Annotated in this window: 14 protein-coding genes and 2 pseudogenes; 9 read left to right on the top strand and 7 right to left on the bottom strand. The window is 58.8% G+C overall.

Translation table 11 applies throughout. The annotated features are described in order from the left end of the window. Positions 1-21 precede the first annotated feature (21 nt). Positions 22-678, bottom strand: a complete 657-nt coding sequence (locus tag IVA98_RS12965) for an isocitrate lyase/phosphoenolpyruvate mutase family protein (RefSeq protein WP_247354995.1) — start codon at positions 676-678, stop codon at positions 22-24. 12 nt (positions 679-690) lie between these two features. After that, positions 691-1,783 (bottom strand): annotated as a pseudogene (locus IVA98_RS12960) (pyridoxal phosphate-dependent aminotransferase). Positions 1,784-2,157: 374 nt separating this feature from the next. On the opposite strand from IVA98_RS12960, the gene IVA98_RS12955 reads away from it, so the two are divergent. The 5 genes from IVA98_RS12955 to IVA98_RS12935 all read left to right on the top strand — a co-directional run bounded on the left by IVA98_RS12955 (position 2,158) and on the right by IVA98_RS12935 (position 7,617). After that, positions 2,158-3,756, top strand: coding sequence for an ABC transporter substrate-binding protein (locus tag IVA98_RS12955; protein ID WP_247354994.1), 1,599 nt, complete (start codon positions 2,158-2,160; stop codon positions 3,754-3,756). 71 nt (positions 3,757-3,827) lie between these two features. Continuing rightward, positions 3,828-4,814: an ABC transporter ATP-binding protein gene (locus tag IVA98_RS12950; protein ID WP_247355038.1), complete on the top strand. Its 987-nt coding sequence runs from the start codon at positions 3,828-3,830 to the stop codon at positions 4,812-4,814. Further along, positions 4,811-5,809, top strand: coding sequence for an ABC transporter ATP-binding protein (locus IVA98_RS12945; RefSeq protein WP_247354993.1), 999 nt, complete (start codon positions 4,811-4,813; stop codon positions 5,807-5,809). The genes IVA98_RS12950 and IVA98_RS12945 overlap by 4 nt, the downstream gene beginning before the upstream one ends. Further along, positions 5,809-6,741, top strand: coding sequence for an ABC transporter permease (locus tag IVA98_RS12940; RefSeq protein WP_247354992.1), 933 nt, complete (start codon positions 5,809-5,811; stop codon positions 6,739-6,741). Before IVA98_RS12945 ends, IVA98_RS12940 begins: the two co-directional genes overlap by 1 nt. 39 nt (positions 6,742-6,780) lie before the next feature. Continuing rightward, entirely contained in the window at positions 6,781-7,617 is an 837-nt protein-coding gene (locus IVA98_RS12935; protein ID WP_247355037.1) for an ABC transporter permease, read from the top strand. A gap of 1,006 nt (positions 7,618-8,623) precedes the next feature. Here IVA98_RS12935 and IVA98_RS12930 read toward each other — a convergent pair. The 3 genes from IVA98_RS12930 to IVA98_RS12920 all read right to left on the bottom strand — a co-directional run bounded on the left by IVA98_RS12930 (position 8,624) and on the right by IVA98_RS12920 (position 9,587). Next, on the bottom strand, positions 8,624-8,902 hold the full coding sequence (locus IVA98_RS12930) for a type II toxin-antitoxin system TacA family antitoxin (protein WP_247354991.1): 279 nt from the start codon (positions 8,900-8,902) through the stop codon (positions 8,624-8,626). A 78-nt stretch (positions 8,903-8,980) separates the two neighbouring features. Then, entirely contained in the window at positions 8,981-9,322 is a 342-nt protein-coding gene (locus IVA98_RS12925) for a type II toxin-antitoxin system PemK/MazF family toxin (protein WP_247354990.1), read from the bottom strand. A 19-nt stretch (positions 9,323-9,341) separates the two neighbouring features. Next, positions 9,342-9,587, bottom strand: a complete 246-nt coding sequence (locus tag IVA98_RS12920; protein ID WP_247354989.1) for an AbrB/MazE/SpoVT family DNA-binding domain-containing protein — start codon at positions 9,585-9,587, stop codon at positions 9,342-9,344. 612 nt (positions 9,588-10,199) lie between these two features. On the opposite strand from IVA98_RS12920, the gene relB reads away from it, so the two are divergent. The 3 genes and pseudogenes from relB to IVA98_RS12910 all read left to right on the top strand — a co-directional run. After that, entirely contained in the window at positions 10,200-10,397 is a 198-nt protein-coding gene (gene relB, locus IVA98_RS37220) for a type II toxin-antitoxin system RelB family anti-toxin (RefSeq protein ID WP_346015596.1), read from the top strand. Positions 10,398-10,481: 84 nt separating this feature from the next. Then, entirely contained in the window at positions 10,482-10,796 is a 315-nt protein-coding gene (locus IVA98_RS12915; protein WP_247354988.1) for a hypothetical protein, read from the top strand. A gap of 83 nt (positions 10,797-10,879) precedes the next feature. Next, positions 10,880-10,984, top strand: a pseudogene (locus IVA98_RS12910) (type II toxin-antitoxin system HicA family toxin); the annotation flags it as partial. 149 nt (positions 10,985-11,133) lie between these two features. Here IVA98_RS12910 and IVA98_RS12905 read toward each other — a convergent pair. Both IVA98_RS12905 and IVA98_RS12900 read right to left on the bottom strand, forming a co-directional pair. Continuing rightward, complete coding sequence (locus tag IVA98_RS12905) at positions 11,134-11,307, bottom strand: hypothetical protein (RefSeq protein WP_247281282.1); 174 nt, start codon at positions 11,305-11,307, stop codon at positions 11,134-11,136. 54 nt (positions 11,308-11,361) lie between these two features. Further along, positions 11,362-11,688, bottom strand: coding sequence for a hypothetical protein (locus IVA98_RS12900; RefSeq protein ID WP_247296170.1), 327 nt, complete (start codon positions 11,686-11,688; stop codon positions 11,362-11,364). Between the two features lie 1,250 nt (positions 11,689-12,938). Here IVA98_RS12900 and IVA98_RS12895 point away from each other — a divergent pair. Beyond that, on the top strand, positions 12,939-14,348 hold the full coding sequence (locus IVA98_RS12895; protein WP_247354987.1) for an MATE family efflux transporter: 1,410 nt from the start codon (positions 12,939-12,941) through the stop codon (positions 14,346-14,348). Positions 14,349-15,067: the final 719 nt, after the last annotated feature.

Genomic DNA, 15,067 nt, shown 5'->3' with positions numbered 1-15,067 from the left:
TTGACCCGTTTGGCATCGAGGTCAGGGTAGGCGTTCGGCACGATGACCAGCGGCACCGTTCCGGTCCAGGCGCGCGCAAAGCTTTCGATCTCGCAAGGAGTCTTGCTTTTCGAATGGATCAGGATCATGGATCATGTCCGCGCCAGCTTCCATATAAGCATGTGCCCGATGCAGGGCCTCCACTTCGCCGAGGCCGGCGATCAGGGCTTCCGTGCGGGCGATGACGAGGAAATCCGGATCTGATCTTGCCGAGATGGCAGCCTCGATCTTCCCCTGGAATTCTTCAATGCGCAACAGGTCCTGGCGGCCCTCGGCAGCAAGGCTCGTCACTTTTGGAAAAGTCTTGTCCTCGATGACAACGGAACTGGCGCCGGCCCGCTCATATTCCGTGATAGCGTGAATGACGTTAATCGCATTGCCATAGCCTGTATCAATGTCCGCGACGATCGCAAGCCTCGTGCGCCCGGCGATCGCCCGCAGCATGTCGAGATGCTGTGTCATTGAGATCAGGCTCATATCCGGCAGCCCATAAAGCGCAGATAGCTCGAAGCCGGACGCCCACACTCCGTCGAATCCGGCTTCTTCAGCGAGCATCGCTGAGAATGGGCTGTGGGCGGCCATGACGTGGACAAGGCCAGTCTCGGTCATGCGGGCACGGAGGCGTTTGGCAGAGGACATCGGAAAATCCTTTTAGGACAGGCTCGCGCAGGCGGCGATGATCCGGTCGCAGGCGCGTGTGAGGTCCTGGAGCGAGGAAGCATAGGCCATGCGGATATAGGGCGAAGCCATGAAGCCGCTGCCAGGCACGACAGCCACGGCAAAAGCGTCGAGCAGATACATGGCAAAATCACTGTCGGTCTCGATTATCTTGCCGTCGGGCGTGCGCTTGCCAATGACACCCGCGCAGGAAGGGAAAACATAAAAGGCACCATCCGGCACACGGCAAGCAAGCCCCTTGGCCTGGTTCAGCTTGGCGATAACAAGATCGCGTCGCTGCATAAACGCGCGCGCGAACTCTGTGATATCGTCCCGTCTCCCTGACAGCGCCTCCAGCGCGGCATATTGAGAAACCGAGCTGGTGTGCGAAGAGGTCTGGCCCTGGATGAGATTCATGGCTTTGATCAGCGCCAAAGGCCAGGCGCCGTAGCCGACGCGCCAGCCGGTCATCGCGTCTGCCTTGGACACCCCGTTGACCGTTAAGGTACGCTCGCACAGGTCCTGCGCGGTTGCGGCCATTGTTGCAAAGTCGGCGTCATAGGTGAGTTTTTCATAGAAGCGTCGGATAGCACATGCACATGCACATGCACATGCCGGCGCAACACCGCAGTGAGCGCGAGCAAATCACTTCGGCTGTAGACCGGACCGGTCGGATTGCATGGCGAATTCAACATCAACCATTTGGTGCGCGGCGTGATCGCCTGGTCCAGTATCTCGGGGCGCAACTTGAAGCCATCGCGTTCACTGCAGGCGACGAGCACCGGCTTGCCACCTGCAAGCGCCACCATGTCGGGATAGGAGACCCAGCATCGCGTCGGGATCACAACCTCGTCGCCAGCATCGAGGCTGGCAAATAGTGCGTTGAACACAACCTGTACTTCGTCTGCCCGGCACGGATGGCCCGGATGCCAGCTTCACAGATGACGCATGGCGTATCGAAGTCCGGCTCGCCTTGGCTAAGCGTGATCACATCGGTTCCCTGATCTCGCAGCTCGGCTGCGCGAGTCGTCATGACCTTGGTTTGAGAGGGACGGACGACCTTGAGCCGTTCTGAAACGAGAGACAAGACACAATATCCTACGCGTTCGAATGAGCGGTTGCATGGGGATCTATCCGAACTCGAACGACCAAACGAGCCAGGTGATCGCGGCTTTGGATAAAATCATCGAAGATTACGATAATTGTATCGCGTCTTCGTGCGGCTCTGTTGGCGCTCGCATGAGGCCTTTGCGTCTCAGCTCTTCCTCATCCTCGGCCTGCCGATCATCGCATAGTTGCAAGCACACATCGACTTATTCGATGTGTGTCATTCTGGCGTAGCAGTTCAGGCTTTTAAGTCGCGCACGATCGCGAAATTGGAGCAACACAAGCGCTCGATTTCGGCAATCGAGAGTCTGTGCCGGTCGAACAAATTGCGGGCTGGCATTCGCATCAATGAACGTGGAAGCGGAGGCGGTGATGACCCGTATCGATCTGACGCGACGGCAAGCCATCGCAGGTAGCCTTGCCGCAAGCGTGGTAGCCAGCACAGGCGCCGGCGCTGTGGAGAGTGAGCCTAAGACATTGCCGCGTCGCCGCCTCAAAGTCGGCATGTCCGGATTTCCGCGATCGTTCGACCCGGTTATCGCGACCGATACTGCCATTCGTCGGGTCGTGCCGCAGATTTTTGATACGCTGATCAGAGTAGACCATGCTCACGACATGACGCTACGGCCGGGCTTGGCCGAGCGTTGGGAGCGGATCAACGCGCAGTCGTTGCGGCTGTTCTTGCGCAAGGAAGTCGTTTTCCACGATGGGGCGCCTTTGACGGCTGAAGATGTTGCCTTTAGCCTTGGTCCTGACCATCTGCTGGGACCTGGACGCAGCGGCATGTCCGAGGCGCTTCAGTCGCTTGATCGGCTCGAGAAGGTCGAAATCGTCGATCCTTACACCGTCGTGGTGCATGCAAAGGGTAGCGACGCCCTCCTCGAGCAGCGTCTGGCTGCTTGGGGATCTGAGGTCGTGAGCCAGCGCGCCTTTTTGGCGGCGGGCTCGTGGGAGCGCTGGACCACCGCCCCTGTCGGAAGCGGTCCCTATAAGCTCGTCGATCACAAGCTTGATATTCGTGTCTCATTGAGCGCCCACGATGCGTATTGGGGCGGGCGGCCGCCATTCGATGGCATCGAATACCGTATCATTCCCGAGCTTTCCGCGCGCGTGAACGGCCTGCTCGCCAGCGAGCTCGACATTGCCACTGACATTCCGCCGGATCAGTTCGCGGGCATCCAGAAGCGTGCTGATCTCGAGGTCGTGGGTGGTGCCGTGCAGAATATCCGCTCGCTCGCCCTCGATCAGACTGATCCCATTCTGAAGGATGCGCGTGTTCGCCGTGCGATGAGCCTTGCGCTCGATCGCAAGCTGATCGTGCAAAGCTTGTGGGAGAACCGGGTCCCGATTCCGAACGGCTACCAGCTGCCGAGCTACGGCAAAGGCTACATCCACGAATTCCCCTCGCTTGCCTACGATCCCGGCAAAGCCAAGGAGTTGCTGGCTGATGCGGGCTACAAGGGAGAGCAGATCACCTATCGTCTGCTCAACAATTACTACCCCAATCAGGTCTCTGGCGCGCAAACGATGATCGAGATGTGGCGCGCGGTTGGCCTGAACGTCAAAATCCAGATGATGGAAAACTTCGCGCAAGTTCAGCGCCAGCCGGTCCGTGCCATCTTCGATACGTCGAATACGGCGCTGTTCCTCGATCATCTCGGCCATCCCTGGCGTGAATTCGGACCCAGCGGCACTCTGCCAAGGTCGATCGGAGTCTGGAGGAACGAGGAATATTTTGCGCTCGGCGCCAAGCTCCTGGACACCGTGCAGAGCGAACAGCGCCGGCCGATCATCCGTCGCATGCTCGAGATCATCAACGAGCTCGATCCCCCTTGCGTGATCTTGCACGTCTCAGGCCAGTTCTATGGCAAGCGCCGCGATGTGCCATGGCTGCCGGGACTGACGCTCGACCTCAATTTCGGCCCATTCAACAGAGCTCTGATCCGGACCTGATCGCGATGACGCATACCTTGAATCGGATTAAAGCGGATGCGGCCTATATGATGGACGAGCAGGGGCCTCGCATGGAGGCGCTTCTTCATATCGCAGGTTTACGTGTCGCGTTCGACGGTGTGCCGACGCTGCGCGGAATCAATCTCACGCTCGCGCGCGGCGAGTCGCTGGGCATGGTCGGTGAAAGCGGTTGCGGCAAATCGGTGACATGGCTTGCTGCGCTTGGACTGTTGACGCGGCGCGCTAAAGTAACGGGCAGCGTACGCTTGGCCGGAGAGGAGCTGCTCCATGCACCAGCATCTCGCCTGGACAAGATGCGAGGTGGGCAGATCGCCATGATTTTCCAGGACCCGGCGAGCGCGCTTAATCCTGTGCACAGGGTGGGCGATCAGATCATAGAATCCTTGCGGCTCCATGGTGACATGGATCACCGCACGGCCCAGGCCGAAGCGCGACGTCTGCTCGACCAGGTCGGCATACCCGATGCAGCGCGCCGGCTTGGCGCCTATCCGCACGAACTCTCCGGTGGGCAGAACCAGCGCGTCATGATCGCCATGGCGCTTGCAGGACAGCCCGACATCTTGATCGCTGATGAGCCTACCACCGCCCTGGATGTCACTATTCAAGCGCAAATCCTTGAGCTTCTGCGGCAAATCCAGCGCGAGACGGGCATGGCGCTGGTCTTGATTTCGCACGATCTCGGTGTCGTCAGCGAGATCTGTGAACGTGTCATGGTCCTTTACGGGGGGCACATCGTCGAAGAATTGCCCGCCGACCGCCTCTTGAACCAACCTGCTCACCCATATACGAAAGGTCTTCTTGCGGCTCTTCCAAGCCTGGATGGGCCGCGGCAACGCCTCTTCGCCATTCCCGGTGTCGTGCCAAACGCAGCCGCGTTTCCGCCAGGCTGTCCTTTCGCCCCTCGATGCGATCGGCGGATCGGACGCTGTCGTGAATGGGCGATTGAGCTCGCCTCGCTGGATGGCGACATCAGACACAGGGCTGCCTGCTTGCATGTCACGAGCGAACGGCCCGCGGGCGAGGTCGTGGCTGCATGACCGGGGCTGCTCCGCCGATCCTCCAAGCAGACGGGCTTGTCCGAAATTATCGATTGCGGCAGGGCCTTTTCCAACCTCCAGCGGTGGTCCACGCGGTCAATGGGCTCTCTCTGCAGCTGGCTCCCGGCGAAACTCTCGGACTGGTTGGCGAATCCGGCTGCGGCAAGTCGACTGCGGGCCGGCTCCTGATCGGCCTGGACCGGCCGGATGCCGGCAAGGTGACCTTCGGCGGAGAAGCTTTGCCCGCTATTGGCGATAGTCGATGGCGCCGGCTCAGGATGCGAATCCAAATGGTGTTCCAGGATCCGCTGGCTGCGCTCGATCCGCGCCTGACGATCGGCGCGCAAATGGCCGAGCCGCTCGAAATTCATCGGCTAGGCAGCAAGTCTGAACGAGAGGAGCGGGTCAATGCGCTTCTTACGGATGTGGAGCTCAGGACCGACCACCTCGGGCGCTTTCCGCACGAGCTTTCAGGCGGCCAGCGCCAGCGTGCCGTCCTGGCTCGTGCGCTGGCCACCGATCCGGATCTCCTTGTCTGCGACGAGCCAGTATCGGCACTCGACGTCTCGATCCAGGCGCAAGTGATCAATCTTCTGCGGGACCTGCAGGAGCGGCGGCGCATGGCGATGATCTTCATCAGCCATGATTTGCGAGTGGTCCGGCTGATCAGCAATCGGATTGCTGTGATGTATCTCGGCAGCATCGTCGAGGAAGGATCGTCTGAGGCGGTTCTTCTGAATCCTTTGCATCCTTATTCGCGGGCGCTCGTTTCCGCGGTGCCGAGGCCAGGACGACATCGCTCTCGCACCATCCTTCAAGGAGATCCGCCCAATCCGGCTGCGCGACCGGACGGCTGTGCATTTCATCCTCGCTGCCCGGTCGCTCTTCCGCTTTGCGCGCGGCTCGCTCCAGAGCTCAGATACGCTCCCGACAGGCGGCGCGTCGCCTGCCATCTGATCGGCGATCATGTTGCCGAACTCGACAAGGAGACATGATGGCTCGTTTTATTCTGGTCCGCTTGGCGCGCGCGTTCCTGACCATGGCAATTGTGGTTACATTCGCATTCGTGGTGCTGCGTGCCTCTGGCGATCCCGCACTGGCGTTGTTGTCGCCGGAAACCCCCGCGGAAGCGGTGGAGGCCTTCCGAAAGGCCTGGGGGCTCGATGCGCCACTCTGGGTGCAATACGTCAGATACCTCTTTGCCGTTGTTCATGGAGATCTTGGCCAATCGATGCGTGACGGACGTGCCGCGATCACCGTCGTTGCCGAGCGCATTCCTATCACGCTGATGCTGACTGCGCCGGCGCTGATCCTCAAGCTGATGATCGGCATTCCGGCCGGCGTCTACGCGGCCCTCAAGCGGGATAGTCTGGCAGATCGCTTGGTGATGATGGTCGCCGTTATCGGCTTCACCGTGCCATCTTTCGTGCTTGGCCTCCTGTTCATACTCGCTTTCGCAGTCGAGCTCCCATGGTTCCCCTCGGGCGGCGCCGGCACTTGGCACCATGTGGTGCTGCCGGTCATCACGCTCGGTCTGGGCGGCGCGGCCGTTCTCGCCCGCTTCAGCCGCAGCGCCATGCTCGAGGTGCTTGGACAGCCCTATATTCGTGCGGCCAGCGCCAAGGGCGTGCCTTGGGCCAGGGTCGTGACCGGTCACGCTCTGCCCAACGCCGCGATAGCGGTGCTGACCATCGTCGGCTTCATGGTCGGCAATCTCATCGCGGGAACGGTGCTGGTTGAAAGCGTGTATTCGTGGCCAGGCATTGGCAGTCTGCTGGTCGTGTCAGTCGCCAGTCGCGATTTGGCTGTCGTCCAGTGCATCCTGCTCGTCGCGGCCGCCGCCATGATCACCAACAATCTTACGATCGATCTGCTCTATGGCATGCTCGATCCACGTTTGCGCCAGTTGCACTCTGGGAGGCGATAATTGAGCATTTTCGCAGACCAGGTTCTGCCGTCTTCAAAGATGCGACAGGTGTGGTGGTGGCGCGACCGCGCGATCGGAATAGCAGTCGCCTGGCTGGTTTTCATGCTTCTTGTCGCGATATCTGCAGATCACCTCGCTCCTTATGACTATGCAGCCCTCGACCTTCATCATCGCCTCGCTGCACCTCTTAGCCTCGGTGGAACCATCGCGCATCCTTTCGGTTCAGATGAGCTCGGCCGGGACGTACTGGCACGCCTCGTCATATCCATCCGCATCAGCCTCCTTATTGCTTTCGGGGCGACGTTGATCGGCGCCATTCTTGGCATCACGCTTGGTTTTTTGGCTGCTCACTTCCGCGGTTGGGTAGAGCAGGTCATCCTCAGCTGTGTCGATTTCCAGGCGAGCATGCCGTTTCTCGTTCTGGCGCTCGCGGTGCTTGCCTTCTTCGGCAATTCTTTGCTCCTTTTCGTGGGGCTCATCGGTCTCCACGGATGGGAACGCTACGCCCGCGTCACCCGCGCGCTTGCGATGAGTGCCAACGAGCAAGCCTATGTGATCGCCGTACGGCAGCTTGGCGCAAGTCCATGGCGTCTCTACCTGCGCCACATCATGCCGAACATCGCTTCGACCTTGATCGTCACCATGACGCTTGCCTTTCCGGACATCATTCTGCTCGAGAGCGGCCTTAGCTTTCTTGGACTTGGGGTGCAGCCGCCGCTGACTTCCCTTGGCAATATGGTCGGCTATGGCCGTGACTATCTGACCCGTGCTCCCTGGATCCTTGTTCTGCCTTCGCTGGTCATCTCGCTTACGACCTTGTCGATTTCGCTGGTCGGCGACTGGCTGCGCGACCGGATCGACAAAACATTGTCGTGAGACTTTGAAACGCGAGATCGAAGATATCTCATTGCTCGCAGGGGAGACGATCGTACTCTTTCGGCACCATAGCAGACAAGTTCATGCCTGCGTCGGACCTTTCACGTCTCAAGGTGATCTGTTCTTGCAATGGCAAGGCAAGAGAAGCGCCGGACGCCCGGTTCGGCTTGGAGTTTCCTGGCTGGCAAACCTCAAGACGCGTGTCTCACCAGCGGGGCTTGTTCGACAATGATCGTCAACAACAATACCGCTCAGGCGGGTTGGACGTGCAGCAATGCGAGTTTGCTTTGTGCCGACCTCGATCTCGATTTACATGCTGTTGTAGCCTGATAGGGGTCGCACGCCGCGGCCTCGAGCGCGCAGTTTGGCTCAAGCTGATGTTGGATGCTGTAAAGCGGCTTGCTGTGCGCGGGTGCCCGCACGAGCCGGTCCAGGTACTTCGCGGGATACTTACTCCAGTCGAGCAATCCCTCTCCCACTGTATGCCGCAGGGAAGCGTAACAAGGCGATGTTGAAGGTTATTCAGAATTCGTAAGACGTCGCAAACCTCCGAAAGGAGCGTTGGTCCCTATGCGCAGGGCATGCTTTTTGGCAGCCCTCACAAGGTGCGTCGGTCCTGTTCTTTCAACAAGCTTTTCGCATTATGAGTGGGGCTCGACGCGAAAGAACCAGTAAAGCCTTGCGCAAATTGCCGGTCGAGACCTGCACAATACCAGCCTTCTTAAGGCTTGGCGCGTGCCACGCGACTCGTGGCGCTCATCGCGCTCACTCGGTATTCTGGCCGGGCGCGCCTTTGCGTTGCTTTTCACGAGGCCCTCCTCAATGGCTGAATGGGAGGTAATGGGTCAGTCGGCGGTTTTTGAGCCAATCGTTCAGCGCTTCATTGCCACAGCCAAAACGGCTGAAGTCGTGCGTAGGCTTGAGAAGCGTGGAGGTTGTCATGCCCGCACGTTTCCCCGGATGTTGGATTACTTCTGCCAAAGCGGCTTACGCTTCATCAGTGCCTTCAGCTTGGTCCGGCCGGAGGCGGGTTATCAAGCGCATTCAAGAAGGCGGCGTGCTTCTTTGGATCGAGAATAAACAATCTTTGAGCCAAAAGCATATCAATGGCATGTTGCCGCGCGCTATCCAGCATAAATTCGCTAAGCGTCTTACCGACTGCAACGGCGGCAGTATCGATCAGATGCTTCACCTGTGCGGTAGCGCGAATGTGGATATTGGTTTCGCTCCGGACGCGGCGCGACCTTACCCGCGCCCTTGGGCGCTCCAGTACTGCTGCTTCCATTGCGGTTACTCCTCACTGTCTCTCTGGACCTCTTATATTGCCGCCGCAGGACAAACAAAATGCACGTCTAAACGGGCGTTAATCTCCGAGGGGGAGCAATGTCCTGCACTTTGCGATGGCATCTTCCAGAACGCCATCGGGGGCCCGGCACGCGTAGTCCGACTTTCTTTCAAGCCAAGACATACTTTTGAGCTGATCGGCCACAACGCAGCCGCCGCGCTCCGTGCCGCCAGGAATTTCAAATTCCTCCGGGAAAAGCGACTCGAACGAATAGCCCTTTACCTTGCTAGTGATCGGGAAAAGAAGGCAAAGACGGGAGAATTGATTATATTTGCGGGGCGACACCACTAACGCGGAGTGTCGTCCCGCCATTTCACGACCAGCCTGCGGATCGAAGTTGAGCCAGATAATATCACCCACGTCTGGGCAATACGGCTCTTTAGGAGCCGAACTCTTCGCCGACTGCAGCAGTCGTGTTATATTCCTCATGCAAGTTCTCGGGAGTCATGCCAGCTAGAAGCCCGTCTAACGTGTAAACGGGAGTCTTGCGCGGTTCTACGACTAATCTGCCGTTTTGAACCGTGATTTCGGCTTCCCGACCCGCGAACGCTTGGATTTCCTTTGCGTAGGCGCTCGGAATGCGGAGAGCCAAGCTATTGCCCCACATTGCAAACTGAACGACCATCGCTACCTCCAAACGAGATACCCGGCAGGTATCAACAACGAAGATACACTAATAAAGTTGCTGCGCAACTAGATAGTGTAGATACATTGTATCGACAGGAGGGTCAAGGTTCGATGTAAATAGGACTATAACGAATAATTCAACTATGGAACCGACGAATGAAGGCCCCAAAAGGCGAGAAGCGCCACGCCGACACCGTACATCGGCAGGATTGCGACCGGTGAGGTCGCGGACACGCCCAGCAAGGCGCCGGAACGGGCTGCCGGCGGCCGCGGGAGGTCCTAAGCGCGGCTTAGTTGGTTGGAAGGCTCCGGCCGCCAAAATGAGTGCTGCCGAAAACCCTCTGCGCTTAAGCTATTCGAGCGCGCTGGCCGGGCCAGGGGAGATAGGTTCGAGCCAGTCCTCGGCTTTGGGCGTCCGACATCGCCTCCTTGTCCTCTTTCCAGTTCCGGCCCGATACCATTCCTTGAGCCCTGCAGACCATGCTTGGCCAGATTTGCCTGGGCGGCGAAGCCAGCCGGCGTATGTCCCGTAGCCGGCGCATAGCGCTTCTGGGCAGCGCAGATATATCGGGAATTCCAAACCTCTATTGCCTCAAATCGGGCTTACAGGGTGATCTGTTTTAGCAGATCAAATGCCAGTCGCGATCTGTTTTTACACCTCCGAACGGCCCGGGAGGCCATCGGCTTGAGTCAACGCGATCTGAGTGCCCGGATCACAGTACCGCAGAGCCACATTTCCAAAATCGAGAGCGGCGGCGCCGATCTGAGGCTCTCCAGCCTCGTCGAGCTCGCGCGCGCTCGACCATGAAGTGGTTCTGGTGCCGCGCAAGCTTTTGCGGCGGTCGAGGCTATCGTCCGGAACGCTTCGTCTGCACTTTCCGATGACGCGCGCTTGCGCTCCAGCGTGCTGAGCCGCGCGCAGGCAGCCGTAACCAGGCTAAATCGACTGCATCAAAATGCGACGGGCATAGAAGGCCTGAACCAAGCCTTACGCGAGCTCGAAAATTTGCAACTCGGAAGCTCAGAACTTGAAGCGATCCGGCGCATCACCGACCGGTTGATGGAAGTTGTCGACGGGTCCGAACGCGCTACCTATGGTCAGAGCGCCTCAAAACAACTGAGAGAGTTGCGCAACCGCATCGCCCACGCGTTGCCGGAAGCGCCGCGCCCGGCTTACGCACTCGACGAGGAGGAGGACGATGCCTGATGTTTCCGTCCTCGACGTTCTGCTGTATGGAGAGCAAATCGGAACCCTGACACTCGTCCAAGGCACTCAAACGCTATGCACCAATGAAGTCGATGGACATCATTGCAGCCCCAAAAGCCCACGGTTGGACGCAGGTAGCCCAGAAAGGCAGCCAGGTTCAGCTCAAGCATCCGACCAAACCGCGCGTGAGGGTCCCTCGTAATTTTTTCCTGCTTATCGCGGCGGCAGAACTTCGGTACCTCAGCTTCGTTTGGCTCGGGGCAAATGATCATCGCTCTCGCTTGCATAAGCTTGAGCTGATGCCATCGGGACAAAGCCGATTTGGAGGCCGAAGGCCTTACCAATTTTGGCAAGAGTCTCCGCAGTTGGCTTGGCTGTCCTTTTCCTCAAAGCCCTTCCACTTTTCGCGCTTGATCAACACCTTTAGCGCGGCGTCGACAATTGCGAAGTAAAGTGTCGCCGCTTCAGCAGGACCGTTACCTTTGACGAAGTTCATCGGCAGGTACGCCATGGACGCTTCCTCCAAGCGATCGGTCGTGGCGGCGCAGCCGGCAACGGCAGTCTCTCATCGCCCAGCTGTCCCCTCGGCCTGTCCCTGGGGCTGTCCTTTCGTCACAGATTCATTGAGCTTCTCAGCGGCGTCAAGGACCTCAAGCCTCTCGAGGATCTTTCGTCCATGCGCAGTGATGATCCAATATCCTTCCTCCCGCTCGATCAGCCTTTGTCCAAAGATATCGAGGTTCGGCTCGCGGCTCGCGATGCGCTTCATGCGCGCTGGCCACTCGGGCCCACTGGTGTAAAAGATCGCCAAGTGCTGTTTGACGAGTTCAAGACTGGCTCGGCCGCCCGGTTGCCCGGCAAGTATCTTCAGGATGGACAGCTGAAAGCTCATGTGGGCACGTAATGATTCAACGAAAGCGAGACAATGCCGGCGTTACCAGAGGCACGTAGCGCACATCATCGGTTTTCAAACCGAAACCTTGCCGGCTAGGCCAGGGTACCGCATTTCATGTGCAGCTTTCGAGCGTTCATGTACCCTTGCAGCTCGGTATCGTGCTGCTTGTCGGAGCCGAGCTGCGCGTCGCCTCAAGAGACTGCCGATCGGAGACCTGACTCCTAGTTCATAATATGTTCTCGTGGCCTCGGCGGTCGATCCGCAAGCTGGCGCATGGCATCGCCGACGGGCGCGAGATCGTCGTGGCGCGATGGAGCATGCCGCCATTGCACCAATCGCTACTGGACGCCACTCAGAAATAGAAGATCGCGAACGGCAAGACAGTCGATCTCGAGCAACTGCTTCGCATAGGCCCGGACAGTGGCACTACCAATTTAGCGTCAACAGCGCGCATTGGAGGCGCTGACTTGGTCAGGAGCACCGATGGCTCATGCCGTTCGCGAGCTTCAAGCCAATACGATGGATTGACGACAGGAAGGTGCCGGTCTGATTGGCCCCAGACAAGACCCGTGCCGTGCTCGCCTTCGCCGGGCCGTCATCGAGGCCGCGCAGCTCATCCATATGACTGCATATCGATATCTGTGATCCAGTCGAGCAAGCGCGAACATTCAGAGCTCGTGATGATCATCCCGGCACGTCTTCATAACGGTGAAAATCGCCACTCACTGTGGTCGCATTGGCGCCCACTCGGGCTGAACGTGCGATGCCGATCGTCTTATTCGCGACATGCTGTCGATCCCCCGACAGGTCGGTTTGGGATGAATGCAAGCATCCAGCTGTCGCAGTTGGCACGAGCTTTGAAGGATTGGGATCTCATCGATCGCTCAGGAATGCAGGAATGGCTTACGGGATGATGAGCCTTCAGTGCATCGGGTTGATCAGGTCCAAGTTCGGTCCTCCAACCTTTGGCATCAACTCAGGAGCTCGCGCATGAATTCGCCTCCCTGATCGAGCTCGCTCGACTCCGATGCGCGCCGTCACCATTGCGCGAGTGGTAATCGGCCAATCAGTTTGAGACGGCATCTGCAAGCTCTCCTCTACTTATCGCATGCGACAATCGCTGGCCGCGCTGGTCGAAGCCCAGCGCGAACGTATCGTCGACTGACCCACGAGTTCACGTCAGCAGGTGGATGCTTTCGAGAAAGAGGCAGTGCTTCGCTCGCCGAGCCAAGCGGCGCCATGATGACATGGACAAAATAGCCGAGACGAAGCCGACATCGAATTTGCGCCCGGAAGTGACGAGACGGGCGGCCATGCATTGTCTCGCTGTCGAGCTCGGCGAAATCGCGAAACTCGCGTGGCCAATGGTGCTGACGCAGGTTGGGCAGATCGCGATGATGTCGACTGATCTTGCCTTGATCGGTCGGATCAGCGCCGAGGCGCTTGCTGCGGCCGCGCTGGCAAGCCGGTTCTATCTCATTAGCTTCACCTTCGGCGCGGGGCTACTAAGTGCCATCGCGCCCATGGCGGCGCGGGCGTTTGGGGCAAATAATCTAGCCGCAGTACGGGGTGCGCTGCGCATGGGGTTATGGGCCGCCATGATCCTGTCTTTCCCAATTATTGCTGTGGCGCTGCGAGCAGAGCAAATACTGCTTGCATTGGGCCAAGCCCCAGATGTTGCGCGGCTCGCCCAGCAATACCTCTTTGGACTAGGATTCGGCGCCGCGCCGGCACTTTCGTTCTTGGCCATCCGCAGTTTCATGGGCGCGGTCAATCGGCCACTGCCGGTCTTGTGGATTACGCTATCAGCGACTCCCCTGAATGCTTTGCTGGTCTATATGCTGGCCTACGGAAAGCTTGGACTGCCTCGGCTGGAGCTGCTGGGGGCAGGTCTTGCGACCACGCTGGTGAACTGCAGCATGTTTTTAGCCGGCCTGTGGTTCGCTGCACTGCGTCGTCCGTTCCGTCACTACCATGTACTTACACATCTCTGGCGTTTCGATTGGCGCACAATGCGACAGCTCATCGCAATCGGAGTGCCGATATCAATGGCTTCATGGATCGAGGCGGGACTATTTTGGGCCACATCGATTCTGGCGGGCTTGATCAGCACCAGTGCACTGGCCGCTCATCAGATCGCTGTACAGCTCGCCGCGATCCTGTTCATGATTTGTGTGGGCGTTGGCACGGCCGCAGCCGTGCGCGTTGGCTATGCGGCCGGCCGCAACGACATTGCAGGCGCCAGGCAGGCATATCTGGCAGCGATGCTGATCGGTATTGTCATAGCTGCATCGTTGACGCTCGCACTGATCGCTGCGCGCTTTGAGATCGTCGAGCTGTTTCTGGGCAGATCGGCCGGTTCGGCGGCAACGATTAGCCTTGCTGCAGAGCTCCTCGTCGTCGGCGCAACGCTGTTTATCACTGACGCTGTCCAGTGCATTGCGGCGGGCGGCCTGCGCGGACTAAAGGACTCGCGAATGCCGCTTCTGTTTGCGATCATTGGTTGGTGGCTGATCGGCTTTTCCCTCAGCTATTGGCTCGGCTTGAAGGTCTGTCTTGGCGCCACTGGTATATGGATCGGCTTGTCGACCGGAACGACAATCTATGCGGCGCTTCTCGTCCTGCGATTCCGCAACTTGACAAACCGCGCTCACTGATGCGGGCGTATCGCTGATGCCAAGCGGCGACGATATGCCAGGATACTTGCACTGGCCGATACGAGCGGGCCGAAACTCGAGATTGGCTGAAAATTGGACGTTGCTCCTGATGGCGCGACTGCAAGCGTAAAGAGACGCCTAGCGCATCGCGTTATTCGATCATTCCGTTCCAAAAAGCGATACGCAAAGTGGTTAGCTCGTTCGGGAGCTAGTAGGACTCCTCAAGGCGTCCTTCGCAATTCGCGAGCTTTCCAACTTGGTACCCCCGACAGAATGGCTCAACGGGTTTTCCCTTCGAAAGCGTTCCTGTGACAGGTGGCCACATGCAAAACGCGCTGACGCGATGACTCTCAATCAGGGCATATCGACTTTCCAGACGCCGGCCGTCGACTGCGAGCTCCGCAGCCGCGGAATTCCTGCCAAGCACCCGCGATATATCGCAATCGCCGGAATCAAGCTGCCACACAATCGGCGGCAGCAGCAGTCACAACGCCGGGCTCAACCGCAATGTCGACCAGATCAGGATCGGCTACTGCGCCGAGCGAGCTTGATTCGACGAAGCATTTGTTATTTTTGTTTGCGAGGCAAGGCTGCCCTTGGCTTGTTGGATGTCTCACCTGACGTCCTCGCTCAGAAGCCGCTAGCGATGCAGTCGCTGTCCAATCTCACCCGGTGCAGTCTACGACTGAAGAGAGCTGCTGGCGCTCGCACGCCACTGA

This window comes from Bradyrhizobium sp. 160 (genome assembly GCF_023073735.1).
GTDB lineage: Bacteria > Pseudomonadota > Alphaproteobacteria > Rhizobiales > Xanthobacteraceae > Bradyrhizobium.
Note: the sequence above shows the minus strand (reverse complement) of the source record. Positions and strands in the feature narration are given on the sequence as shown.